Below are 24,216 nucleotides of genomic sequence, written 5' to 3' on the forward strand. Positions count from 1 at the left end.
AAATGAGCAGGAGATCCTCGTGACTGATCAGCGCACACACGTCGTCGTCATCGGTGGCGGCTATGCCGGAACACTGGCGGCCAACCGTCTGCTGCAGAACACCGACATCGACATCACCCTCGTCAACCCGCGCCCGAAGTTCGTCCAGCGCCTGCGGCTGCATCAGTTCGCGGCCGGGACCGGTGACGCCACGGCCGACTACGGCACGCTGCTCGGCGACGGCGTGCGCCTGGTTGTCGACAATGCCATCCGCATCGACGCAGCCGCACGGACCGTCCAGCTGGAATCGGGCGATGCGTTGGACTACGACTACGCCATCTACGCGGTCGGCAGCACCGGGACGACGCCGGCGTCTGTGCCCGGGGCAAGTGAATACGCTTATCCCATAGCCGAACTGGAGCAGGCGGCGCGGCTCCGCTCCGCCGTCGCCGCGTTACCCCCGCACGCCTGGATCACCGTTGTGGGCGGTGGGCTCACCGGGATCGAAACTGCCGCCGAGCTGGCCGAACAAGGCCGCAAGGTGGTTTTGGTCTGTGGAGGTCAGCTGGCTCCTTCGTTTTCAGAGCCCGCCCGGCGATCCGTGGCCAGGTGGTTGACCAAGCACGACGTCGCCGTGCTCGAAGCCGACGTGGTGGCCGAGGTTCGGCCGGATGCGGTGGTCTTTGGCGACGGCGCAGTGCGTCCGAGCGCGGTCACGATCTGGACGGCGGGGTTCGGCGTGCCCGAACTTGCCGCCCGGAGCGGCCTGCCCACCGATGCGTTGGGCCGGCTGCTCACCGACGAGACGCTGACCAGTGTTGGCAATGACCGCGTCATCGGCGCGGGGGACGCCATCGCGCCGTCGGGCCAGCCGCTGCGGATGGCCTGCTACACCGCCGGACCCACGGGTGCCACGGCCGCCGACACCGTCCTGAGCCTCATTGCCGGCGCGGAACCGGCCGTGCTCGACCTGGCGTACGCGGGGTCCTGCGTCGGCCTCGGCCGGCGGGCCGCCACGATGCAGTTCACCCGCACCGATGACACGCCCGTGAACGTCTATCTCGGCGGCCGGATCGCCGGCCGGATTGTCGGCTCATTCAAGGAGGCGGTGACCAAGGGGTCGCTGTGGGGCATCCGTCGCGAGGGCCGCAAACCTGGTTGCAGCGTCTGGTACAAGCGGGGTACACGACCCGAGCAGGTGGTGGCGCGCATGGAATTTGTCCCTAGTAGCTGAACAGGTAGAGCCGATCGAATCGTCGGACCCATGGCACCCAGCCGAGTATGCGGAACAGGTTGCGGTAGAAGCGAGGCGGGATCTCGGCGTGGTGCGTCCACGGAGGCGTGTCCTTGAGATGGCGCAGTCGCGGATTCCACTGCTCGACCTGCTCGCCGGTGCGCACTGCCGATTTGAACAGTTTCACCATCCGCGCCAATGACGGCGGCATGGCGTCAAAGGCGATTTCCCCGGCGGGGAACCGGTCGGTGACCCGTTGTAGCAGCGACCGAAACTCGGCCTCGGTGAGGAACATGACGAGCCCCTCGGCGATCACCAGTGTGGGCTTGTCCGTGGGTACTTCGTCGAGCCACTCTTCGTCGGTGACCGATGAGCCGACCATCCGGTATCGCGGGTTCTCGTCGATGAGTCGGCGCCGAAGTGCGATCACCTCGGGGGTGTCAACGTCGTACCAGCGTGCGGTGCTGGGGACGTCGAGCCGAAAGGCTCGGCTGTCCATTCCGCAGCCGAGGTGCAGCACCGTCGCGTCGGGATGACGGTTGAGAAAGTCCTGCGCCCACTCGTCAAGCTGGCGCGCTCGCAGCACGACGTTGAACTGATTGGCTGACGGATTGCAGCTGCGCTCAACGCGTTGCCAGTCGTACTCGATGCGCTCGACGAGTTCGGCAGCCGCGTGGTCACGCAATATCGAATGCTCTGAACGGCTTTCGTAGGCACGCAGGTACAGGGTGACGAGCATCGTCCAGGGCACGGAATTCCATTCGATCCCCGTGAAGTCGACTTTGGTCATTCTCCGCTCTCCTGGATGGCTTGGTTCTGCATGGCGGTCAGTTCGGCGCCCGAATTCACCAGCGATAGCGGACGATCCAGACGCCACGCCGGGCCTGGGCGCGCCAGTGCGCGAACCATCGGGCGACCATCCTTGTGGGCCAGGCAAACTGGTCAGCCTCGGGGGCCTGGGCACCGAGCTGCTCCTGGATGAACGTCAGCCGTGGATTGAGCCGCTCCACTTCGTGCGGATCGTCGAAACCGAAGCCCCGGTAGCCTTTTGGTATCCCCAGCGCCCGTAACATGCCGAATGCTCCGATCATCCGGGCGGCGATGCGGGTATACGCGACGAATGCCAGCTCACCGCCTGCGGTGAAGTAATCGGTCAGAGTGGTGAGGATCTGCTGGTTATCGGCCTCAGTGAGAAAACCGAGCACACCGTCGGCAACTGCGATCGTGGGTCGATCCCGCGGAATGCCGTCCAGCCAGCCAGGCTCAGTAAGTGACGCCGCGACCAGGTGCGAGCTCTGCAGTTCCGGAAGCGCACGTTGGCGCAACGCGATGACATTGGGCAAGTCGACGTCATACCAGTCGACCGTCGCCGGCGGCGCGATCCGGTGCAGTCGGGTTTCCAGACCACAACCAAGCTCGACGACGACGGCGTTCGGATGCGCGGCAATGAATCCGCCGACGATCCTGTCCAGCATCTTGCTACGCACTGCGGTTGCGATCGTGACGGTGCCCGACAGCTTTATGGCGTCGTAGGCGAGTCGGCCACGCACGGTGTCGGCCAAGCGATCTCCGAGCAGCGGTCTCTTTTTCCGGGCGTCCAGAGCGCGGCCCGTGAGCGTGACGAGCAACGTCTTCTCGATCGGCGTGAGGTGATCAATGGTCACCGTCATCGAGTGCCTTCCTTGTCGTCGTGATACTGGGCGACGGCTTCCGTCATCATCCGTCCGGTATCGGACGTCGCGAATTCGCCCATCGCGGCGTACAACTCGACCATCGCCAGGCCGATCCGGGTGGTATCGGGCCCGTCGAGATCTACATTCATCTGCCTGGCGAGCTGGTCGCGCAGCACGATGACACCTGTGTGCATCGCGCACATCACGGCCGCGGAGTCGCGGGCCTGCTGGCAGCCTGGGGGGAACCGCTTCGGCCAAGTGCGGCTGAGGAACTCCTCGGCACCCGACGCCAGTTCGTCGAGCACCGCTGCCGCCGCCGGCCCGCCGTCCACCGCTGCCCGTGCCAGGTAGCGGAGCAGTGGCGGGCTCGTCTCGTAGAGGTCGGCGATGAATTCCGGCCTGGTGATCGCGCCGGTGGCTGCGCCGTGGGTCGTCCGATGCCGGAACACTTCGATGACCATGTCGTCGCACGCCTGCCGCAGGTTCTCCTTGGTGCGGAAGTGGTGCTGCACCAAGCCGATCGAGACACTTGCGCGCGCGGCGATGCCCTTGAATGTCGCGCCAATGAATCCACGCTCACCGAATTCGAGCAATGCCGCATGCCTGATCCGCGCGCGCGTGCTGAGATCCGCCGCCGTAAACCCACCCGACGATATAGACATATTGGTAACAATACGCGCATATTGCCGAAGGTGGGGCTAACCGTCCTCGGGTTTGTCGCAAATGTGGTCGGCGCCGTTGCGCTGTAGCCGCAGCACGAAGATGGCGACCGCGAGGACGAGCACAAGGGCGCCGAGCACACCGACCGAAACGATGGCGCGGGCGAACTCCGGCCCCTTGTCGAGCAGCTTGGCCGCATCCACCGACAGCACCACGATCTCTTTGATGCAGGCCAGGATGCCGACGATCAGGAACGGCTCGGCGACGAGCTCACGGGACCGCAATGAGGTCCGCACCGCGTAGAGCAGCTCCACAAAGATGAAGACCAGCAGCAGGCCGTCGAGCACCTCCAGCATGATCTGGGCGGCCGGTGTGCTCCCCAACCGCAGCATGACGTTGACCTGCGCGACGATCAGCACGACACACCCGGCGAGCAGGAGCGCGGCGATCGACCAGTAGACCGCGTCCTCGGCGATGCTCACGGCACGGTCGGCGAACCGCTCCCGCTCTTTGTCGCCTTCGGTTTCTTTCTGCTGCGCCACCGCAATGACGTTAGGCGAGTCCAAGGTGACCAGACGCAAAATTGGCGTTCACGTCACTCGTCGACAACCGCTTTGGTGAGTGCTGTGGTCAGCACCGGCACCGTCAACTCCCGCTGCCACGGCCGCACCTGGTTTGCGACCAGGAATTCCTCGACCGCCGACGCGACGTCGGAAACCGGCTGCCAGTCCCAGCACAGCCGCCGCACCACCTCGGGCGTGATGAGGTTCTCGGTCGGTACCACCACCCGCGCGGACAGTTCGGCCAGGCCGGCCCGAGCAGCCTCGAGCCGGGCAGCGGCCTCCGGTTTGCGCCGCGCCCAACGGGCGGCCGGCGGTGGGCCGTTCGGAGTTTCGGCGGACTGCGGGGGGTCGGGATTGTCCCGGGCCCGGTTCAGCGCATCCAGCCAGATCTGTGCGCTGCGCCGTTGTTTGGCGCCACCGAAGACCGGCAGCGCGGTGAGCTCGTCGAGCGTCTTCGGGTCGACGGTGGCGGCATTGACGATCGCGGCATCGGGCAGGATCCGGCCCGGGGCGATGTCGCGGCCACGGGCGATGTTGTCGCGGGTGGTCCATAGTTCGCGCACCGCGGCCAGGGCGCGCGGGTCGCGTACCTTGTGGATGCCCGACGTGCGTCGCCAGCGATCCCGCCGGGTGGGCTGTGCGACGTAGGTCCGCAGGTACTCGAATTCCTGTGCCGCCCAATCGGATTTGCCCTGCTCATCGAGCACCGCGGCGATCGCGTCGCGCAACTCCAGCAGAACTTCGACGTCCAGCGCGGCGTAGTTCAGCCATTCCGGTGGCAGTGGGCGCATGGACCAGTCCGCCGCGCCGTGGCCCTTCATCAGTTGCAGTCCCAGTAGCCGTTGCACCATGGCGGCCAGATTGACCCGCTCGAATCCGGCGAGTCGGCCCGCCAGCTCGGTGTCGTACAGCTTGCCCGGCCGTAGACCGATCTCGGCCAGGCACGGCAGGTCCTGGTCTGCGGCGTGCAGTACCCATTCGTCGTCGGCCAGCGTCGCCGACACCGGGGCCAACGCGTCGATGGGGGAGCCACCATGATTCACCGGGTCGATCAGCACGGTGCCTGCCCCGGCCCGGCGAATCTGGACCAGGTAGGCCCGGTTGGAATAGCGGAAGCCCGACGCGCGTTCCGCGTCGATGGCGAACGGTCCGCTACCTCGGGCCAAAAGTGTTGCCGCAGAGGAGATTTCCTCGGCAGTAATGCACAACTCGGGCACCCCGTCGGCCGGTGCAAGAAGCGGAGTCGCCTCTTCCACCTCTTCCGCCTCGGCGGCATCGGTACGTTCTATGTCCCCGTCGGTCATCTCACGCGCGAGTGCGGGAACTCAGGTCGGTGACGCCGGCCGGTGGCAACCCGGCTGCGTGCTCGAGAACTTCGCAGAATGCCTCCACGTGCGGACCCAGCTCCAATGTGGTGGCTGTCCAGGACGCCCGCAGCTCCAGCTGGTGTGCCCGCGGCGGGCCGGAGATGTCGCCATAGCGCACCGAGGTGGTGGCGGTGACGGTGCCGCCCAGCGCGGTGACGTGCTCGGCGCGGGTCTCCAAGGCGTCCACCAGCCAGCTCCAGGCGACTTCGGGCAGCAGCGGATCGACGGCTTCGCTGGAATCGAGGTCGGCCTGGATGTAGGCGACCAGCCGCATGGTGCCGTCCCAGGCCTCGGCGCCCTCGGGGTCGTGCAGCAGAATCAGCCGGCCGAATGCGTCACCCTCGGAGCGTTCCGGGACGATTGCGGTTTCCGGATGTCGGACCTCGGCCCCCAGTGCGTAGCTGTAGGGCGCCAGCCGCTGCGGCGGGCGGATCGGGCCCAACTCGATTTCCGGCCGCACGGTGGTGGCATTCATCGCCGCCACCGCCGTCCGGAACTGAGCCGGTTCGGCAGAGGTCACGGCGTTTGACGCTAGTCGATCTGGCCAGGACAGGGGGCAGGCGCGCCGTAATGATGCCGCCATGCGCGCGCAACGCCGTCGCGGAAACCGCTCGTGGCACCATAGGAGCCGATGAATACCCGTCGTGACCTGCCTGAGTCGCCTTATCTGGCCGCCGCAAGTGGCCGCACCCCGCACCGAGTGCCGGTGTGGTTCATGCGGCAGGCCGGCCGCTCGCTGCCTGAATACCGGGCGCTGCGTGCCCAGCACCGGATGTTGCAGGCCTGCTTCGACCCGGAGCTGGTCTGCGAGATCACCCTCCAGCCCGTGCGCAGGCACGGCGTCGACGCAGCCATCCTGTTCTCCGACATCGTGGTGCCGCTGAAGGCTGCGGGCATCGAGCTGGACATCGTGCCCGATGTCGGGCCGGTCATCGACCACCCGATCCGCACCATCGGCGATGTTCAGGCGATGAAACCGCTTGACCCGGCCCAGGTTTCGCCGATATCCGATGCCGTGCGGCTGTTGGTCCCGGCGCTGGGCGAGGTACCGCTGATCGGTTTCGCCGGTGCACCGTTCACGCTGGCCTCCTACCTGGTGGAGGGCGGGCCCAGCCGTCACCACGATCGCACCAAGGCGATGATGCTGGGCGAGCCCGCCACCTGGCACGCGTTGATGACCGCGCTGACGGACCTGACGATCGCGTTTCTGCAGGCACAGGTCGACGCCGGCGTCGACGCCCTGCAGGTCTTCGACTCCTGGGCCGGCACGCTGTCGCTGGCCGATTACCGCGACTACGTGCTCCCGCACAGCAGTCGGGTGTTCGCCAGCATGGCCGCCGCCGGGGTGCCGATGACCCATTTCGGGGTGGGAACCGCCGAGCTGCTGGGCGCGATGTCCGAGGCCGTGGGGCCCGCGCCCGCCAAGGTGGTCGGGGTGGACTGGCGCACCGCACTGGCAGACGCGGCCCCCCGAGTCGCGCCGGGCACCGCCCTGCAGGGAAATCTCGATCCGGTGGTGCTGTTGGCCGGCTGGCCGGTGGCCGAGCCCGCAGTGCGCCGCGTAGTCGAAGACGGTCGCCGCGCCGTTGCCGCAGGGGCGGCCGGTCACATCTTCAACCTGGGCCACGGTGTGTTGCCTGCGACCGACCCGGGCATCATCACCGAGGCGGTGACGTTGGTGCACTCGCTGTGAGTGCCGCGTATTGCATTGTCGGCGGCGGCATTTCGGGCCTTGTCGCGGCATATCGACTGAGGGTGGCCGCCGGGCCGCACGCGGAGATCACGCTGCTGGACCCCGCCGACCGGCTCGGCGGGGTACTGCGCACCGAGCGGGTATGCGGGCAACCGCTCGACGTCGGGGCCGAGGCCTTCGTGACTCGTCGCCCCGAGATGCCTGCGCTGCTTGCCGAGCTGGGTCTGGCGAGCCGGCAGATCGGCACCACCGGGGTCCGCCCGCTCATCTACAGCGGGGCTCGGCTGCACCCAATGCCGCAGGGCACCCTGCAGGGCATTCCCGCGCAGGCGTCAGCGGTGCTCGGACTGGTCGACGACGCCACCGTCGCCCGCATCCTCGACGAACGCACCCGACCGCTGCGTTGGCGCCGCGGCGCCGATCCCACGGTCGCCGAACTCGTCGCCGACCGGTTCGGCGTGCAGGTCGTGGAACGGTCCGTCGACCCACTGCTGGCGGGGGTGTACGCCGGCTCGGCTGCCAGCATCGGGCTGCGATCGGCCGTTCCGACGTTGGCCGCCGCGCTCGATCGGGGCGCACGAAACCTCACCGAGGCTGTCCGCGAGGCATTGCCGCCGCCCAGTTCGGGATCGGTGTTCGGTGCGCTCGACGGTGGCTACACGGTGCTGCTGGAGGAACTGCGCCGCAGGGCCGCGGTGCGGTGGGCGCAGGTGGCCGCCGTGCGGGTGGACCGCGGGCCCAGGGGTTGGGAGGTCCTGGACGACGAGGGCACGCGATGGCGGGCCGACGCCGTGGTGCTTGCCGTGCCGGCGCCGCGGCTGCCCGACCTGATCGGGCACATCGCGCCACGCACCGCCGCAGCGGCCCGGCGCATCGAGGTGGCCTCGGTGGCGGTGGTGGCGGTGGCACTGCCCGGCGGCACACCGCTGCCGCAACAGTCGGGTGTGTTGGTGGCGGGCGGCGGACGCGAGGAGCAGAGAGGATCCGGCGGACGCCTCAACGCCAAGGCGGTGACACTGTCATCGCGCAAATGGGGGCGACGCGGAAACGTCGAACTCGTGCGGTTGTCGTTCGGCCGCTACGGCGACGCCCCCGAAACCAGCGCAGCCCGCAACACCGGCGACGAGGATCTGCTGGCCTGGTCCGCGCGCGACCTGGCCACTCTGTTCGGCGTCACCGTGGACCCGGTCGATTGGCACGTGCACCGGTGGATCGACGCGATGCCGCAGTACGGCCCCGGGCACGGGGATCTGGTCGCCGAATTGCGGGCGGGGCTGCCGCCGACGCTGGCGGTGGCGGGCGGTTACCTGGACGGCATCGGGGTGCCCGCATGCGTCGGGGCGGCTACCCGTGCGGTCGCGACGCTGGCGAAAAGCGGCGTGGCACGATAGGCGTATGGCCAAGCTCGACTTCGACGCACTGAACTCCACCATCCGCTACCTGATGTTCTCTGTGTTCTCGGTGAACCCGGGTGAACTGGGCGAAGATCGCGCCGAGGTCGTCGACGAGGCCGCGACCTTCTTCAAGACGCAGGAGGACCGCGGGGTCGTGGTCCGCGGCCTGTACGACGTGGCCGGTTTACGGGCGGACGCGGACTTCATGATCTGGACGCACGCCGAGACCGTGGAGGCGTTGCAGGCGACCTATTCCGACTTTCGGCGCACCACCACGCTGGGCCGTGTCAGCGACCCGGTGTGGAGCAGCGTCGCGCTGCACCGGCCCGCCGAGTTCAACAAGAGCCATATCCCGGCGTTCCTGGCCGGCGAGGAGCCGGGCAACTACATCTGTGTGTACCCGTTCGTGCGGTCACTGGACTGGTATCTGCTCGAGGACGACGAGCGTCGTCGCATGCTGTCCGAGCACGGCATGGCCGCCCGGGGTTACAAGGATGTGCGCGCCAACACCGTGCCGGCGTTCGCGCTCGGCGACTACGAGTGGATCCTGGCGTTCGAAGCGCCCGAGCTGCACCGGATCGTGGACCTCATGCGCGACTTGCGGGCGACCGATGCCCGGCGTCACGTTCGGGAGGAGACCCCGTTCTTCACCGGGCCGCGCGTCGGCGTCGAGGACCTCATCGCCAAGCTGCCCTGATTCGCGCGCGCCACCCGAGTCGACTGACCAACCGCGCTACTCGGCAGGCACCAGCCGTAGTGAGATCGAGTTGATGCAGTACCGCTGATCCGTGGGCGTGGGGTAGCCCTCACCTTCGAATACGTGTCCCAGGTGGCTGTGGCAGTTGGCGCACACCACCTCGACGCGGCGCATGCCCAGCGAGTCGTCGCTGCGCAGGATCACCGCGTCGGAGTTCGCGGGGTCGAAGAACGACGGCCACCCACAATGGGATTCGAACTTCTCGCTGCTGCGGAACAGCTCGGCACCACACGCCCGGCATTGGTACACACCCTCGGTCTTGGTGTCGGTGTACTCCCCGGTGAACGGCCGCTCGGTGCCCGCCTGGCGCAGCACCGCGAACTCCTGAGGGTTGAGCTTCTCGCGCCATTGGTCGTCGGTCAGTTCCAGCTTGGGACCTGGGGTCGTCATGTTTCCAAATTACGTGGTGTCCGCCGATGCGCGCCAGGTACGACGTTCGCCCCCAACACCGAAATTGAACTCAGGGACAAATCTGGCGCGGATTCTGTCCCTCAGTGCAATCTCGATGAGAACCATGACCGGGTTAGCCTGCAGTATGCGCGGTGCGTGGGTCAGTCGGCCCGGCCAAATGGTCGTGGCGGGGTCGTTCGGCGACATCGAGGCGCACCATCATCCTGCCGTCCAGGTCGCGGTCGGAATCGACGGTGCCCTGGAATTGGTCGCGGCCGACGGCACAGTCCAGCGGTGCGATGTGGCGGTGGTGGCCGGCGGTGTCAGGCACGCGCTGCGGACGCGAGGCGCGACTGCCGCATTGTCGATCTACGTCAGCCCCGAAACTCCAACGGCGACAGTGCTGCACACGCTCAGCATGGCTCGTGGTGCGGTGCCCGGTGTATGGGGAATCGATGATGCAGCTGCACTCGCAGAGGCGGTAACCGCGGCGGTGCAGGCCGAGGATCTGGCGGGTGCCGCAGACCTCGTCATCGATGATTTGCTCGGGAACGCACCGCACGGCACCTCAGTGCATCCGCAGTTGCGCCGGGCCATTGAACTCGTCGCGGCACGGATGCCCGGCCGCACCGATCTCGGCTCGATCGCCGAGGACGTCGCACTGTCGTCGGACTACCTCGGCCGGTTGTTCAAGCGCCAGACGGGGGCATCATTCGCGGCGACAACCCGGTGGGCACGGCTACTGACCGCACTTGAACACCTGGCACGAGGCGAATCGATCACCGATGCCGCGCATCTGGCCGGATTCGCCGACGGCGCGCACGCCGCCCGGGTATGCCGGGAGCTGACGGGGATCGCACCAAGCGAGCTGGCTCGCGTGCTCGGTTAGAACGGATCCGTACAAGCGCTGCGCGAATGCGCGCGGGATGCTCGGGGGAGTAACCGTACCCGGAAGAGGGAGTCCACATGCCAGCGATGTCTGCGGTCGAGCGCGCGTTCTGCAAGGGAGTGCTGTGGCGCGGCAGCACCGGCAACGCCGTCGTCGGGCTCCTGCCAGTCGAGCGGCTGGGCCACGATGTTCTCGAAATCGGCTCGGGCAGTGGTGATATCGCGGCCAGGTTGCGTAACGCTCAGCCGGGTTTGGCCATCACCGCGACCGACTTCGACCCGGCGATGGTCAAGGCGGCGTCCCGTCGCTTGCAGGCCTACCCCGATGTCACCGTGCTCGGTGCCGACGCCACCGACCTGCCGTTCGCCGACGACTCATTCGATTCGGTGGTGAGCTGCCTGATGCTGCATCACATCGTCGAGTGGGAGAAGGCGATCGCCGAGATCGCGCGGGTGCTCAGGCCGGGTGGCGTGTTCGCCGGCTACGACCTGGTGCGCAGCCCGTTGGCGACGGCGATTCACCGGCTCGACCGGTCCCCGTTCCGGTTGGTGAGCCCCGGCGAACTCGAAAACGCCTGCGCGCAGCACGGCTTGGAGCTACAGATCGGGGCCAAGCTGGCTGGTCAGGTCATGCATTTCGCGTCACACTGATTCGGCGACGCGCGGCCGGCTCAGCCACACCGGGTCGATGCCCTCATCGAGTCGCCCGTCGTCCTTCGCGTTGAGGTACCGGAAGTACAGCACGCAGAACACCACCACCAGCATCAGCGACCAGCCGTAGGTGATCTTCATGTACTCCAGGAACCGGCCCGTGGTCGGCCAGTGCCCCATCAGCCAGCGGTCCATCGTCATGAACCCGTAGATCGCCAGCCACGCCGGCCAGTTGCGGATCGCCGAGTTGGGCAGCACCACCGTCATGAGGAACGGGAAGAGCATCATCGAGTAGTAGCCCTGTCCAAGGGACAGCACCAGGAAGGACGCGATCAGCAGCACGCCCGAGGACGTCAGCATCCAGAACAGCGGGTCACGTTGCCGGTAGTAGCGATAGAGCAGCCACAAGCTGCCTGCCGTGAGCAGCAGGAAAATTACGCGCAACAACATGATCAGCCACATCGGCAGGCCGTAGTAGATGCCGTTGCCGAGGATCGAGCTGTTGAAGTAATCCCGGGTGGACAGGAAGTAGGGCACCGTGTTGCGGATGAATCCCATCGGATCCGACACCAGGAACCACCCGACCGCGTTGAAGACCAGAGGCACACCGAATGCCGTGATGAACGTGTAGAACTGGCGGTTCAGCAGCGGTAGTAGCAGAAGTGGCGCGAGCGAGGGTTTGATCACCAGGGTCAATCCGATCGCCGCCCCGGCGAGCAGTTCGTGGCTCACCCGTCCGTCGAGCATCCACCGGAAGAACAGCACGGCACCGAGCAGCATGCAGCCGTTGATGTTGGTGAACACCAGGGTGTTGGTCACCGATTCGGTGCAGAACATGGCCAGCAGCAGAGCGGGCATGGCCACCGAGGTGAACGAGTACTTGAACAACCGCACCAGGAAGTAGGCCGCCAGGATGATCGCGACGGTATTGATGAAGATGAACCAGTACCGCGACGCGTCCACCGGCAGGTAACCGAACGGGGCGAGCAGCAGCGTCCCGCCGGGTGAGTACAGGTAGTGCGGATCAACGTATTCGAAATGCTCGTTGTAGATGTCGAGCCCGAGCTTGAAGTTGACCACCGCGCGGTACACCGGCCCGAAGTCGTCGGTGATGTAGCCGTTGGTGCCCAGCACGTAGCTGCGATGAATGATCGAGAGGATCGCGACCGGCCACAGCACCGAGCGCAACACCGTGGCGATGCTGGGCGGGGAGGTGCGCGGACGGAATGCGTTGAGGAGACTGGTACTCACGCGATTTGCCGTGGAATCTGTCGCTGCCACCAGCGCACCGTACACCGACCGATATTCGGCGAGGCGTCAGGCAGGACAGTACGTGTCGGTCTCCGGTGGTTTGCCGTTCTCGAGGTATGTGGTCACCGGCGACAGCGCGCAGGGGGTGTAGATGCTGGCACCGTGGCCGATGCCCTGCCACATCACCCGCCGGTTGGTGGTGCCCGCGTTGATGATGGTGGCGGCGACGGCTGCGACGCCCTCGTTGCCGACGATCGGGTCGTTCTGCACACCGAGCAACAGCACCGGGATTCTCAGGTTTTGCGGATCCTTGGGGGCCGAACCGCTCGGCCAGTTGAGGCACTTGACGAGATCCAGCGCGGCGACGGTGCCGAATTGCGGGTAGAGCTTGCCCCACGCGACCACGAGTTCGCGGACCCGGTCGGGCGTGGGTCGGTTCAGGGCGTCGCTGCAGGAGTTCACGAACTGACCGTCGGTCTGCCGAAGGGTGTCGGACTGGGTGATCAGATTGGCGAGCAGATTGGGGTCGCCGTTGCGGGCCGCGGCCAGCGCCGCGGCCAGGTCGTTGGTGGACGCCACCCGGTCGCCCCGCGGGAAGCCCAGGGCGGTGGTGATCGCATCGGCCAAGGTGGCCAGCGACAGGCCGCCGGGACCGCGACCCGCCCTGGCGTCCGCCAGCAGGGCGTCGACCGCGCCCTTCGGGTCGGGACCCAGCGCGCAGTTGGTGGCGACGCACTGCGCGGCGAACGCGTCCAGCGCTGCCTGCTGACCCTTCACCCGTTGTTCGGCGGCGGCCTCGGCGCCGATGGCCAACGGCAGCGGGGAGTCGAGCACCAGGCGGGCCACCTTGTCCGGATGCGAGCCGGCGTAGGCCAGCGCCACCTGGGCGCCGTTGCCGATGCCGAGCAAGGCCAACGTCGGCACATCCCAGGTACTGCGGAGACGCTCCAGATCTTCGGCGGCATGCGCGTTGTCGTACGCGGAGTCGCCGGGGGCGATCGTGTCGGTGCAGCTCGTCGTGGCTGTCACGGTGATCGCGCTCAGATTGGCCACCGGATCGTCGCCGGCCTGGAATTGCGCCTGGTCGAGCATTTCCTGGCGGTCGTACAGGTCGCGACAGTCGATCGCGTCGGACATGCCGATACCGCGGCGGTCGACGGCGACGATGGGGTGCGCCTTGAGGACGTCGCTACCGGACCGGGACAACCACACCGGCAGTTGCGCCGAGGACGGGACGTCCGATCCCGTCGTCATCACCAGCGGACCGGCGTCGCCCGGGGTCTCAGCGGAACGCGCCCGCACCACGCCCACTCGCACCGTCCCGGTCGCGCCATCGATGGGATCGAGGTCGGCGTCGTAGCCGGTGCAATCCAGCGTGACTCCCGGCACCGGCTCAACGGCCGCATCGCTGAACACTCGGGAGGTGCAGTCCTGCCAGCCCGTCAGCTCGTTCTTGGGCGTCTCGATGGCAGGCGGCCCGGCCGGGGCGTCGGCGCTGGTCTCCGGTTGGCCCTGTGGGTGCGCGCCGGAATCGGTGGCGTACCTGGGGTCGGCGGCGAACATCGGCGTGCATGCGGTGAGCAGTGCCAGTGAAAGAACAGGGGCGGCGACAGTCGACTTGCTCAGGGCCCTCACCAGCTGATGACGCATGTTGACCACAGTAGCGACAGGTTCGGGTCGGCTAGCCCCGGCCGTAACGGGTGTACAGGTAGCCCTCGTCGTCGGTCAGCAGGTGGATCGGACGCATTCGGGTATGTGCCTGGCCGGGGCCGGTGGCAATGCGGCGGGCCACGCCGCCGACGAGGATGGGGGCCACGGTCAGGCACAGTTCGTCGAGCAGATCATTCTCGATCAGCAGGCTCAGGAGCTGCGGGCCTCCCTCGGTCAGTACCCGGAACAGCTTGCGCTCGGCCAGGATCCGCAGGGCCACGGCCGGGTCGACCCTGCCGGGGTCCGCACCGGATGCGTCGATCACCTCGGCAACCCCGCCAAGCCGGCGCCGCGCGTCTGCGACGGTGTTGCTACACGTCAGGATGAGTGGGGCCACCTCGGTGCGAGTGAAGAACTTGGCGTCGTGGTCGAGCTCGGCAGATGCGGTGATGACGGCGATGGGAGGCACCTCGGCCTGGCCGCGGCGCTGCCTGGCCTCGCGTTGAGCGACGGTGAGTTGCGCGCCCGAGTAGTTCTCGATCCGCACGGTTGCCGCTCCGACGAGGATGACGTCGGCGGCGTCGCGCATGAGATTGAACACAGCGCGGTCTCCCGCCCCGGCCAGCCCGCCTGCCTTACCGTCCTCGGTGGCACCGCCGTCCAGGCTGGCGATCATGTTGCCCCGCACCCAGCATTTCTGCAGGTCGTTCGGATATGCGTAGAGGTCGCCGAGCCGCCCGTCATCGATGTGATCGACCTGTCCAAGCACTGTGAGGTGGGTCCCAGCGGCGTCATCGGGCATAACCAGAATTTGAGCACGTGGCTACGCTGCCTGCATGCACGGGTCCAGCGGTGTCGCCCGCCTCGCCGATCGGCGTCCCACGGTCACGCCGGAGCGGTTGGTCGCCCAGCTGATCCCGCCGCCGACGTTTGCCGATGTCAGCTTCGACAGCTACCGGCCCGATCCGGCCGAGCCGTCGCAGGCTGCGGCGGTGCAATCATGCCGCCAGTTCTGTGAGCAGGCCGCGACGCGGCGGGCCGGCAAGAAGAAGTTGTTCGGCAAGCGTGAGGTGCTGCCGGGGGTCGGGCTGTACCTCGACGGCGGGTTCGGCGTCGGCAAGACCCACCTGCTGGCGTCGACGTACTACACGCTTTCGGAATCGGGTGACGCACCGACCGCGTTCGCGACGTTCGGCGAGCTGACCCAGCTGGCCGGGGTGTTCGGCTACAACGAGTGCATCGACCTGCTGGCCGGGTACGTGGTCGTGTGCATCGACGAATTCGAACTCGACGATCCGGGCAACACCACCCTGATCTCCCGCCTGTTGTCGGCACTGGTGGAGCGGGGAGTGTCCGTCGCGGCCACCTCGAACACATTGCCCGAGCAACTCGGTGAGGGCCGGTTCGCCGCCCAGGACTTCCTGCGGGAAATCCACACGCTCGCCGAGATTTTCACCACGGTGCGCATCGAGGGGCCCGATTACCGGCACCGCGACCTGCCGCCCGCACCCGAGCCGCTGACCGATGCGGAGGTGGCCGCCCACGCCGCCGCGGTCAGCGGCGCCACCCTCGATGACTTCGACGCGCTGTGCGAGCACCTGGCAACGATGCACCCGTCGCGCTATCACGCGCTGATCGAGGACGTGACCGAGGTGTTCATCACCGGCGTCCATCCGATCGAGGACCAGAGTGTGGCACTGCGGCTGGTAGCCCTGACCGACCGGCTCTACGACGCCGGTATCCCGGTTCTGGCTTCCGGCACGAAGCTCGACACCATCTTCAGTGCGGAGATGCTCGCCGGCGGGTTCCGCAAGAAGTATCTGCGGGCGACATCACGCTTGTTGGCGCTGACCGCCGCGGCTCAGTCTGCTCGCCGTCAAAGCGGGCGCACCATCACGTAGTCCTTCTCGATGCCGGCGCCGAGCTGAAATGTCTTGGTGCCGTTGATCCTGAAGCCGTGTTTGGCGTAGAAGCGCTGGGCCCGACGGTTCTCCTGGTTGACGCCGAGCCACAGGCAGCTGACACCGAGGTCGACGGCCCGTTGCAGCGCCGCATTCATCAATGCCGACGCCGCGCCGGCACCGTGGTGGTCGGGCAGCACGTAGATCTTCGACAGCTCTAGCGCCGGACGGCGGGGGACCGCGCGTTGTACGTCGTCGTCCTCGGGCAACCCATGAATCAGCATGGCGTAGCCGGTGATTGCGCCGGCGATCTCGCTCCTCGCGTGCGCGGCCTCGCGCGCAACAAGCACGATCCGCTCAGGGTCGCCCAGGTAGCCCCCGAACCGTTCCTCGGAGAGGTTCTCGGCGATGAATGCGGCGATGTTGTCCGGCGTTGCCGACGGGGGACAGGCAAGCGGGAAGGTGGTGGCCGCGACGGCGGCCAGTTCGGGTAGATCAGCCGGCAGCGCTACGTCGACAACCACTTCGGCTCCTCGCGTAAGCGCTCGTCGTTGCATGCGGCTTACGGTAGCGGCGCGCCCGGCTGCCACAGATTCCACTGGGCGAGGTGTTTACCGGTCTTGGGATTGATCAGCACCACGTTGGTGACCAGTGCGCGGTAGACGTCCCAGTACACGTCGCCGTTGACGGTGGCGCCGGGAGGTGCGTTGCGCAATGCATCCTCCAGCGCGTTGGGGGCGTCGGTGTGCTTGGACTGGTACGCGTCGGCGTACGGCGTGACGCCGCTGAAGCTGAACCCCACGGCCATCGCGTACGGGTTGGGAGCCTGGATGGTCGTGACCGTCACGGGTGCCCGCCACGGGCCGCCCTGAGCGCGCCAGCGCGGTGAGCCGTTCCAGCCCCAGCCGGGCGGGACTTCGCTGGGAAGCACGTCATGCACGGTCACGTCGGCGACGATGCCGTCGTAGTCGACGCGCAAGGTTTCCCCGATCCGGCCGATCGGGGTGCCGTCCGCCGCGGCCGCCTGGGGAGCCAGTAGGCCGGCGACAGCCGTCAGCGCGGAAACCAAGAGAACAAACCAGCGAGGCATGCCAGGCATGATCGCACAAACTGAAACGTGTTACAGCCGGTTGGCCGTCACGACACCCATGGTCCGACTCCGCCGACCTTGTCGATGCGGATCCGGGTGAGCCAACCCGGCGGCGCGCCGTCGGGCGGGAACTGTGCATCCGGGTGTGCCAGGGTCTGGGCCAAATCGCTGAGCAATTCGGGGGCGCCGCCCTCGACGATGCGGGCGGTGCCGTTGATCGCGAGGTACGGCCGCATCACCTGGCCGACCCGGCCCGGGTCGATGATCGTCACCGCGACTCGAGGATCACGGCGGACATTGCGCACCTTCTTGTGTTCGGAAAGGTGAGCGGTGACGAGTTCGTCCCCGTCCGGCGTCGACTGCAGTGCCACCCACACCAGGGTGACCTGTGGGCTGCCGTCCGGATTGAGCGTGACCAAGGTGGCGTCGGCACCTGATCCGATGAGTTCGCGCGCGGAATCGTCGAGTATCACGCCCAGATCTACGGTTGGGGCGACGTTTTCATTCCCCGCCGGTGTCCTGGTTTTTGGTGAACGGTTCCAGCGCGGCGGCCAGTTCCGTCTCGAACCGTTCGCGGTCTGCGCCGAGCCGGTGCAACGGCCCGTCCTCGGCCTCGGCTTCCAGCAGCGCCAGCAGTATGTGTTCGGTGCCGATGTAGTTGTGGCCCAGGCGAAGCGCCTGTCGGAACGTGAGTTCCAGGGCCTTCTTGCTTGCATTGTTGAAGGGGATGAGCGCGCCTGCGTCTCCGGTGGACGGCGGCAGGGTGACTGTGGCGCGGACGGTTTCGGCGTCGATGCCCTGGTTGCTCAGCAGTCGGGCCGCGAGGCCGTCGGGTTCGGCGAACAACGCCAGCAGCAGATGGTCCGGAGTGATCTCGGGATTGCCGGCGTCGTGGGCGGTGTTCTGTGCGACGACCACGACATTGCGGGCGCGCGGGGTGAACCGTCCGAAACCGGCGTTGGGGTCGATGGTGGTCGGGTCGAAGTCGGGAACCTTGGGGACGAAGCGCTTCTGGGCCGCCTGCTTGGTGACGCCCATGCACTTGCCGATCTCGGTCCAGGACGCCCCGGAGCGCCGGGCCTGGTCGACGAAATGCCCGATGAGGTGATCGGAGATCTCGCCGAGCGCGTCGGCGGCGATAACTGCGTCGATGAGCTGTTCGAGCGGCTCGGAGTGCGCCTTCTTGATGGCGCCGATGAGGTCGTCGAGTCGGACGGGGTTGCTGATCTTGACTGGCTCGGTCATATCGTCAACTTTAGGTTGACGATATCGAACCGTCAACCATCAGTTGACGATTGTGCGGCAGTCGGGCCCACCTATGCGCATCGGGCAAGATAGCGCCGGTGAACTTCGAAGAGCGCGTGATACAGCTGCTGAGGCCGGTGCTGCGACCGGTGATGCGGGTGTTGTCGCTGCGCACGATCGTCATCGTCGCTGCGCTTGCGGTGGTGGTCACTGTTCTCACGCTCGGGACCTGGGTGTGGATCGGCGTGACAAACGATCAATACAGCCAGCTCGACCGCCGGCTGGACTCGCTGAGCAGCCTGGGCGACGTGGGCACCCTGCTCAACAATCCCAAAGTCACCGCCGACGAATCCGCCCCCGACGACGGTGGGCTGGTGCGCACCGCGCGCATCGGCGGAGTCACCGTCTCGGTGCCCAGCGACATCGTGTTGCCGCAACTCGACAACGGCTACGCCGACACCACCATCGACGGCGTCGAGTATCGCGTCCGGACCTTCAACGCGGGGCCGGCCTCGATCGCGCTGGGCGCTCCACTGGCCGAAACCCAACGCCGGATCGACGAACTGCACCTTCGGGTGGTCCTGATCTGTGCCGGTGTCATCGGCAGCACCATCGTCGTGGGCTGGGTCATCTCGCTGGTGATGATCAACCCGTTCCGACTGCTGGCGCAGCAGGCGCGCGCCATCAACGCCCAGTCCAACCCCGACGAGGTGCAGGTGCGCGGCGTGCGGGAGGCGGTGGAGATCGCCGAGGCCGTGGAGGGCATGCTCGCCCGGATCGGCAATGAGCAGGAGCGTACGAAGGCTGCCCTGGAATCGGCCCGTGACTTCGCCGCGGTCGCCTCCCATGAGCTGCGGACGCCGTTGACCGCGATGCGCACCAACCTCGAAGTGCTCTACACCCTGGACATGACCGCCGACCAGCGCCAGGAGGTGATCGGCGACGTCATGCGCACCCAGACCCGCATCGAGGCCACGCTCACGGCGTTGGAGCGCCTTGCGCAAGGGGAGTTGACGACCATCGAGGACTTCGTGCCCATGGACGTCACCGAACTGTTGGATCGGGCCGCCCACGATGCCCTCCACACCTATCCGGGCCTGCGCGCCTCGCTGATGCCGTCGCCGACCGTGCTGATGTTGGGAATGCCTGCCGGGTTGCGGCTGGTGATCGACAACGCCATCGCCAACGCCGTCAAACATGGCGGCGCCACCGAAATAAGGCTCAGTGCGGTCAGTTCCGCAGACGACGTGCAGATCGTGGTCGACGACAACGGATCCGGGGTGCCCGAGATGGAGCGCGCCGAGGTGTTCGCGAGGTTCGCCCGCGGATCGACCGCATCCCGCTCAGGGTCCGGTCTGGGCCTGGCGTTGGTCGCGCAGCAAGCCGAATTGCACGGCGGCTCAGCATCTTTGGAAGCGAGCCCGCTCGGCGGCGCGCGGTTGCTGTTGCGGCTGCCGTTCCGGCGATCCCGGATGGAAGACGCCCCGTTCTGATCAGGGGTGCACGGGCTCAGCAGTCCTTGGCCGGGTTCTGTGCCAGCAATTCGTCGAGGAAGCCGCCTGCTTCGTGGCCGGCCCGCTCGACGTCGCCGGCGGCGATCGCGTCGACCAAGCCGTCGTGCGGGAACATTCCCGTCGGCATGGTGCTGGCGGTGGCGACGCTGGCGGTGATCGCCTCGATGAGTCCGCGGTAGAGCTCGATCAGCACGCTGTTGTGCGAGGCGCGCACCACGGCGAGGTGAAACTCGGTGTCGGTGCGGGCGAATTCGTTGCGGTCGGTGGTGTCGCGGCGGTCGAGGTAGGTACGCAGCCCGGCCAGATCCTGTTCGGTGCGGGCCGCGGCGGCCAGCCGGGCACCCTCCACCTCAAGGCATCGTCGTACCTGCAGCACCTCGCGCAGTTCCGATCCACACAACCGGCGCAGGGCGCCCGATACCTCGCTGGTGGCGCGCACGTAGGTGCCATCGCCCTGGCGTACCTCCAGGATGCCGCTGTGGGCCAGGGCGCGGACTGCTTCACGCACGGTGTTACGTCCGACGCCGAGCGCGTCGACCAATTCGGATTCGGTGGGAATCCTCGCGTCGACAGACCATTCGCCGGAGCTGACCAGCGCGCGCAGTTGATCGATCACCTGGTCGACAAGCCCGGTGCGTCGGGTAGTGACGAGCGGCACGTGAAAACCCTTTCATCCAATCATGGGATGTATGGCACCCTAGCTGAGTGAACCGGAACGCGCGCGTGGATGCACACGACAGCTACGAGCACGATCTCGAACTCGAGCTCGACGGCGCCACAGAGCTGCGTCCGGGTGCGATGGCCGCGGGCGGGGCTCTGCTCGTCGTCGCCGTGGTGCTCACCGCCCTCAACCTGCGCCCGGCGATCACGAGCGTCGGGCCGCTGTTGGGCGACATGCGCGAATCGCTCGGGGCTTCGGCCGTTTGGGCCGGCGCGCTGACCACACTTCCCGGGCTGTGTTTCGCCGCCGCCGGATTGGGCGCACCGTGGATGGCGCGGCGAATCGGCCTCGGTCATGCGATATCGGTGGCGATGGTCGTTCTCAGTGTCGGCCTGCTGCTGCGGGTGCTCGACGGCCCGTACGTGGTGATCGGTGGCACCTTGGTGGCCACGGCCGGCATCGCCTTGGTCAACGTGCTCATTCCGGTGGTGATCAAGGGCTCGTTCCCGGCCCAGATCGGTTTGATGACCGGCATCTACACGGCAGCCCTGCAAGGCGGCGGGGCACTCGGCTCCGCTGTGACCCCGGCGCTGGAATCGGCCCTCGGCGGATGGCGCTGGGCGCTGGGCAGTTGGGCCGCGTTGGCGGTCCTGGCGCTGGCGTTCTGGCTTGTCGCGGCGCGCGGTATCAACGATGCCCACGCAACAGGACCCTCGACTGCCGGCCGGGCTCGCTCGATGCTGCGCAGCCCACTGGCCTGGACGGTCACCCTGTTCTTCGGTTGCCAGGCATTTCTGGCCTACGTGGTGATGGGCTGGCTGCCTGAGGTGTTCATCGACAACGGCGTGAGCAAGGGCGACGCCGGATTGCTGGTCGGGTTGTCGTCCGTGCTGGCGGTGCCGATCAGCCTGTTCATCTCGCCGTTGGCGGCTCGGCAGAAGCATCAGAGCGGTTGGATCGTGGTTCTGGGCGTGATCGGCTTCGCCGGGATGATCGGTTTGTTGATCGATCCCGGGGCGGCACCGCTGCTGTGGACTGTGCTGGTCGGGCTCGGAATGAGCGTGTTCTCGTTGGCGCTCACCGTGATTGCGTTGCGCGCCCGCAACGCCGAGGACACCGCGCAGCTTTCCGGCATGGTGCAGGGTTTCGGTTATCTGCTCGCCGGGGTGGGCCCCTTCCTGTTCGGGCTGCTACACGAAGTCACCGGCGGCTGGACCGCGCCATGGACCATGGTGTTGGTCGTCTACCTGGTGCAGATGGTGGCCGGCGCCTTCGCGGGCCGCAGCCGCTACGTGTAGGGCGACGGCGCTCGCTCACAAGAGCGCCTTGTGACGCCACAAGGCGGTGACGGCTACCGGGGCCGGCGTCGAACCACCAGCATTGACCAGGTGAGCACATTCGTCGCCCCGCGGCCATTCCACACCGCGCTCTACACCGAACTGGACCGCACCGGCGTGACGTTCCGGCACATCACGCCCAACTGGTTCGCGTCGGTGATGGGCACGGGCATCGTCGCTACCGCGGCAGCCACCCTTCCGGTGCATGTGCCCGGCCTGCATGAATTCGCCACCGTCGTCTGGCTTCTCGCCGCGGTTGTGTTGGTCGCGCTGACCGGGGCGTTCGTCGTGCACTGGATTTGTCACCGCGAGCAGGCCAAAGCCTATGCCGCGCATCATGTGATGGGTCAGTTCTACGGTGCGCCCGCGATGGCATTGCTTACGGTCGGCGCAGGGGCGATGCTGCTCGGGCCGAGCGTCATCGGAGAGCCGGCGGCACTGGCCGTCGGGGTGGCGCTGTGGATCGCCGGCACGGTGTTGGGATTGGTTGTGAGCGTGTGGCTTCCGTTCGCGATGATCACCGGTCACGATCACGCCCAGGTGGACGCGGTGCCGGCCTGGATGATGCCGGTGGTCCCGCCAATGGTCTCAGCCTCCACGGGTTCGTTGCTCCTGGCACACCTGGCCGTCGGACAGGCGGGGATGACGCTGCTGGTGGCGTGTTACGCGATGTTCGGGCTGAGCCTGCTGGCCGGCCTGATCACCATGACCATGGTGTACTCGCGGTTGGTGCACGGCGGAATTGCCGAGGTGCAGGCGATTCCCACGGTCTGGATCGCGCTCGGCGTTGTCGGCCAATCGATCACCGCCGCCAATCTGCTGCCCGCACATGCCGGTTCGGTGTTGACCGATCCGGCGACCTTGTCGGCTTTGCACGCCTTCGGCGTCGTGTACGGGTTGGTGATGGGCGGGTTCGGCGCATTCGTGTTCTGCCTTGCGGCCGCACTGACCGTGCACGGCGCGAGGCGCGGGCTGTCGTTCACGCTGACGTGGTGGAGCTTCACGTTTCCCGTCGGCACGTGTGTCACCGGGGCGTCTGCACTGGGTGTGGCGACGGGGGCGCTTGCGGTGTCCTGGCTGGCGGTGGCGCTGTATGTCCTGCTGCTGGCGGCATGGGCAACCGTCGCCTCGCACACCTTCCGCGGAGTGTTGTCGGGCCGGCTGTTGCGGGGCTGAGGTCGCGCGAAGTCAACGGCCGGCGGCGATGTGGCTGAGCAGATCACGCACTGCTCCTGCGGGAGGGGTGCGGCCCCCACCCAGCCAGATGGCGCGCAGTTCGCGCTGAAGATCCAGCTCGGCGATCGGGACAGCGTGCAGCCGGCCCATGGTCAGATCGTCCTCGACCGCGAGTCGGCTCATCACCGCCGGACCGGCGCCGGCCAGGACCGCGGCCCGCATCGCGGTAGCCGACGACAGCTCGATCGCCGGATTTGCCTGGTGTGTCGCATCTCCCAGCACGTTGCGCAGCGCTGCGGTCAGCGCATCCCTGGTGCCGGAACCGATTTCCCGCGATACCAGCGGGGTGTTGTTGAGCTCGGTCGGGCTGACCGGGGCCGAACGGCGGGCCCACTTGTGGTTCGGTGGCACGACCGCCACCAGTTCGTCGTGCGCCACCACGCGGCTGTGCAAACCTCTTGGCGTACCGGGAGATTCGATGAAGCCCAGATCGGCGGAGCCGTCGCGCACTGCGGTGATCACCTGATCGCTGTTGGCGGCGGTGAGAATCACCTCCGCAGCAGGTGCGCCTCGCCGCTGCGCGTCGGCCTGCAGGGATACCAGCCAGCGGGGCATCAGTTGTTCGGCGATCGTCAGGCTGGCTGTGACGGTGATGCGCTTGGTGCTTTCGTTACGCATCGCCGCGAGTCCGGCGTCGACGCGCCGTGCCACATCGAGCAACTGATCGGCCCATTCGGCGACGACCATTCCGGCCGGCGTCAGCCGCGACCCTCGCGTGCTGCGCTGCACCAGCCGTACACCCGTCTGCGCCTCGATCGAGGCCAGCCGGGACGACACCGCTTGCTGCGTCAGGCCCAGTTCACGGCCCGCCGCGCCGAGGCTGCCGGTGCGCGCGATCGCCAGCAGCACCTCGAAGGCTGCCAACTCGGGCATCCGGGCAGTGAGCGGCATGGCTCGGATCGTAACCTCGGTCACAAACGCACCTTGTGAACGAGCCGATTGTGGGCGGCCGCGCGCGGTGGTGTAGCCTGGCCGCCGTGACTATCGGTGTGCGTGCCGGCTATTGGCGCTTTATCGAGGCTCCGGGCGGAGCCGATAAAGCGCTGCACTAAGCGCGCATCCACCCGGAGCCCAGGCAGTGA

The 24,216-nt window shown here is 67.3% G+C and carries 26 protein-coding genes; 10 read left to right on the plus strand and 16 right to left on the minus strand.

The window, feature by feature from the left end; all coding sequences use genetic code 11:
- The first annotated feature begins 19 nt into the window (after window positions 1–19).
- The gene (locus ABQF30_RS08395) at window positions 20–1,213 is read left to right on the plus strand and encodes an NAD(P)/FAD-dependent oxidoreductase (protein WP_448462322.1); all 1,194 of its coding nucleotides are present in this window, start codon (window positions 20–22) and stop codon (window positions 1,211–1,213) included.
- On the opposite strand, the gene ABQF30_RS08400 is transcribed toward ABQF30_RS08395, so the two are convergent.
- The 6 genes from ABQF30_RS08400 to ABQF30_RS08425 are packed head-to-tail and all read right to left on the minus strand — an operon-like array spanning window position 1,203 to window position 5,951.
- Complete coding sequence (locus tag ABQF30_RS08400) at window positions 1,203–2,003, minus strand: class I SAM-dependent methyltransferase (protein ID WP_448462323.1); 801 nt, start codon at window positions 2,001–2,003, stop codon at window positions 1,203–1,205. The two genes, ABQF30_RS08395 and ABQF30_RS08400, sit on opposite strands and share 11 nt — an antisense overlap.
- 55 nt (window positions 2,004–2,058) lie before the next feature.
- A complete protein-coding gene (locus ABQF30_RS08405; RefSeq protein WP_448462324.1) occupies window positions 2,059–2,883 on the minus strand; it encodes a class I SAM-dependent methyltransferase in 825 nt (274 codons plus the stop codon).
- Window positions 2,880–3,548, minus strand: a complete 669-nt coding sequence (locus ABQF30_RS08410; RefSeq protein ID WP_448462325.1) for a TetR/AcrR family transcriptional regulator — start codon at window positions 3,546–3,548, stop codon at window positions 2,880–2,882. The genes ABQF30_RS08405 and ABQF30_RS08410 overlap by 4 nt, the downstream gene beginning before the upstream one ends.
- Window positions 3,549–3,584: 36 nt before the next feature.
- The gene (locus ABQF30_RS08415; protein ID WP_448462326.1) at window positions 3,585–4,088 is read right to left on the minus strand and encodes a phosphate-starvation-inducible PsiE family protein; all 504 of its coding nucleotides are present in this window, start codon (window positions 4,086–4,088) and stop codon (window positions 3,585–3,587) included.
- A 53-nt stretch (window positions 4,089–4,141) separates the two neighbouring features.
- Window positions 4,142–5,413 carry an HRDC domain-containing protein gene (locus ABQF30_RS08420; protein WP_448462327.1) on the minus strand — a complete coding sequence of 424 codons (1,272 nt, stop codon included), beginning with the start codon at window positions 5,411–5,413 and terminating at the stop codon, window positions 4,142–4,144.
- Between the two features lies 1 nt (window position 5,414).
- Entirely contained in the window at window positions 5,415–5,951 is a 537-nt protein-coding gene (locus ABQF30_RS08425; RefSeq protein ID WP_448463538.1) for a DUF3000 domain-containing protein, read from the minus strand.
- Between the two features lie 156 nt (window positions 5,952–6,107).
- Here ABQF30_RS08425 and hemE point away from each other — a divergent pair, with 156 nt between their 5' ends.
- The 3 genes from hemE to hemQ are packed head-to-tail and all read left to right on the plus strand — an operon-like array spanning window position 6,108 to window position 9,260.
- On the plus strand, window positions 6,108–7,169 hold the full coding sequence (gene hemE / locus ABQF30_RS08430; protein ID WP_448462328.1) for a uroporphyrinogen decarboxylase: 1,062 nt from the start codon (window positions 6,108–6,110) through the stop codon (window positions 7,167–7,169).
- Window positions 7,166–8,560 carry a protoporphyrinogen oxidase gene (locus ABQF30_RS08435; protein WP_448462329.1) on the plus strand — a complete coding sequence of 465 codons (1,395 nt, stop codon included), beginning with the start codon at window positions 7,166–7,168 and terminating at the stop codon, window positions 8,558–8,560. Before hemE ends, ABQF30_RS08435 begins: the two co-directional genes overlap by 4 nt.
- Window positions 8,561–8,564: 4 nt before the next feature.
- Window positions 8,565–9,260, plus strand: coding sequence for a hydrogen peroxide-dependent heme synthase (gene hemQ / locus ABQF30_RS08440; protein ID WP_448462330.1), 696 nt, complete (start codon window positions 8,565–8,567; stop codon window positions 9,258–9,260).
- Window positions 9,261–9,296: 36 nt separating this feature from the next.
- Here hemQ and msrB read toward each other — a convergent pair whose 3' ends face one another.
- Window positions 9,297–9,710 (minus strand): peptide-methionine (R)-S-oxide reductase MsrB, encoded by a 414-nt coding sequence (gene msrB, locus ABQF30_RS08445; RefSeq protein WP_448462331.1) that lies wholly within the window; start codon window positions 9,708–9,710, stop codon window positions 9,297–9,299.
- 145 nt (window positions 9,711–9,855) lie between these two features.
- Between msrB and ABQF30_RS08450 the strand changes: the two genes are divergently transcribed.
- Window positions 9,856–10,599, plus strand: a complete 744-nt coding sequence (locus ABQF30_RS08450) for a helix-turn-helix transcriptional regulator (protein WP_448462332.1) — start codon at window positions 9,856–9,858, stop codon at window positions 10,597–10,599.
- A 77-nt stretch (window positions 10,600–10,676) separates the two neighbouring features.
- Window positions 10,677–11,249, plus strand: coding sequence for a class I SAM-dependent methyltransferase (locus tag ABQF30_RS08455; RefSeq protein ID WP_448462333.1), 573 nt, complete (start codon window positions 10,677–10,679; stop codon window positions 11,247–11,249).
- Here the strand turns inward: ABQF30_RS08455 and aftC are convergent.
- Genes aftC through ABQF30_RS08470 form a run of 3 tightly spaced genes read right to left on the minus strand, consistent with a single transcriptional unit; the run spans window position 11,241 to window position 14,952 of the window.
- The gene (aftC, locus tag ABQF30_RS08460; protein WP_448462334.1) at window positions 11,241–12,545 is read right to left on the minus strand and encodes an arabinofuranan 3-O-arabinosyltransferase; all 1,305 of its coding nucleotides are present in this window, start codon (window positions 12,543–12,545) and stop codon (window positions 11,241–11,243) included. The two genes, ABQF30_RS08455 and aftC, sit on opposite strands and share 9 nt — an antisense overlap.
- 21 nt (window positions 12,546–12,566) lie before the next feature.
- On the minus strand, window positions 12,567–14,150 hold the full coding sequence (locus ABQF30_RS08465) for an alpha/beta hydrolase (protein WP_448462335.1): 1,584 nt from the start codon (window positions 14,148–14,150) through the stop codon (window positions 12,567–12,569).
- Window positions 14,151–14,181: 31 nt separating this feature from the next.
- Window positions 14,182–14,952: a pyrimidine reductase family protein gene (locus ABQF30_RS08470; protein WP_448462336.1), complete on the minus strand. Its 771-nt coding sequence runs from the start codon at window positions 14,950–14,952 to the stop codon at window positions 14,182–14,184.
- Between the two features lie 34 nt (window positions 14,953–14,986).
- Between ABQF30_RS08470 and zapE the strand changes: the two genes are divergently transcribed.
- The gene (gene zapE / locus ABQF30_RS08475) at window positions 14,987–16,051 is read left to right on the plus strand and encodes a cell division protein ZapE (protein WP_448462337.1); all 1,065 of its coding nucleotides are present in this window, start codon (window positions 14,987–14,989) and stop codon (window positions 16,049–16,051) included.
- Here zapE and ABQF30_RS08480 read toward each other — a convergent pair.
- The 4 genes from ABQF30_RS08480 to ABQF30_RS08495 are packed head-to-tail and all read right to left on the minus strand — an operon-like array spanning window position 16,027 to window position 18,386.
- The gene (locus tag ABQF30_RS08480) at window positions 16,027–16,608 is read right to left on the minus strand and encodes a GNAT family N-acetyltransferase (RefSeq protein WP_448462338.1); all 582 of its coding nucleotides are present in this window, start codon (window positions 16,606–16,608) and stop codon (window positions 16,027–16,029) included. The two genes, zapE and ABQF30_RS08480, sit on opposite strands and share 25 nt — an antisense overlap.
- 5 nt (window positions 16,609–16,613) lie before the next feature.
- The gene (locus ABQF30_RS08485) at window positions 16,614–17,141 is read right to left on the minus strand and encodes a hypothetical protein (protein ID WP_448462339.1); all 528 of its coding nucleotides are present in this window, start codon (window positions 17,139–17,141) and stop codon (window positions 16,614–16,616) included.
- 47 nt (window positions 17,142–17,188) lie between these two features.
- The gene (locus ABQF30_RS08490; RefSeq protein WP_448462340.1) at window positions 17,189–17,614 is read right to left on the minus strand and encodes a PPOX class F420-dependent oxidoreductase; all 426 of its coding nucleotides are present in this window, start codon (window positions 17,612–17,614) and stop codon (window positions 17,189–17,191) included.
- A gap of 28 nt (window positions 17,615–17,642) precedes the next feature.
- Entirely contained in the window at window positions 17,643–18,386 is a 744-nt protein-coding gene (locus ABQF30_RS08495) for a Clp protease N-terminal domain-containing protein (RefSeq protein ID WP_448462341.1), read from the minus strand.
- Window positions 18,387–18,538: 152 nt separating this feature from the next.
- On the opposite strand from ABQF30_RS08495, the gene ABQF30_RS08500 reads away from it, so the two are divergent.
- Window positions 18,539–19,879 carry a sensor histidine kinase gene (locus tag ABQF30_RS08500; protein WP_448463540.1) on the plus strand — a complete coding sequence of 447 codons (1,341 nt, stop codon included), beginning with the start codon at window positions 18,539–18,541 and terminating at the stop codon, window positions 19,877–19,879.
- A 16-nt stretch (window positions 19,880–19,895) separates the two neighbouring features.
- Here ABQF30_RS08500 and ABQF30_RS08505 read toward each other — a convergent pair whose 3' ends face one another.
- Entirely contained in the window at window positions 19,896–20,558 is a 663-nt protein-coding gene (locus tag ABQF30_RS08505; protein WP_448462342.1) for a FadR/GntR family transcriptional regulator, read from the minus strand.
- 140 nt (window positions 20,559–20,698) lie between these two features.
- On the opposite strand from ABQF30_RS08505, the gene ABQF30_RS08510 reads away from it, so the two are divergent.
- Together ABQF30_RS08510 and ABQF30_RS08515 are read left to right on the plus strand one after the other, a co-directional pair.
- Window positions 20,699–21,859 carry a CynX/NimT family MFS transporter gene (locus tag ABQF30_RS08510; protein WP_448463542.1) on the plus strand — a complete coding sequence of 387 codons (1,161 nt, stop codon included), beginning with the start codon at window positions 20,699–20,701 and terminating at the stop codon, window positions 21,857–21,859.
- A 90-nt stretch (window positions 21,860–21,949) separates the two neighbouring features.
- On the plus strand, window positions 21,950–23,074 hold the full coding sequence (locus tag ABQF30_RS08515; protein ID WP_448462343.1) for a TDT family transporter: 1,125 nt from the start codon (window positions 21,950–21,952) through the stop codon (window positions 23,072–23,074).
- 12 nt (window positions 23,075–23,086) lie between these two features.
- On the opposite strand, the gene ABQF30_RS08520 is transcribed toward ABQF30_RS08515, so the two are convergent.
- Window positions 23,087–24,025: a LysR family transcriptional regulator gene (locus ABQF30_RS08520; RefSeq protein WP_448462344.1), complete on the minus strand. Its 939-nt coding sequence runs from the start codon at window positions 24,023–24,025 to the stop codon at window positions 23,087–23,089.
- Window positions 24,026–24,216 lie beyond the last annotated feature (191 nt).

It is taken from the genome of Mycolicibacterium sp. XJ870, from assembly GCF_053483975.1.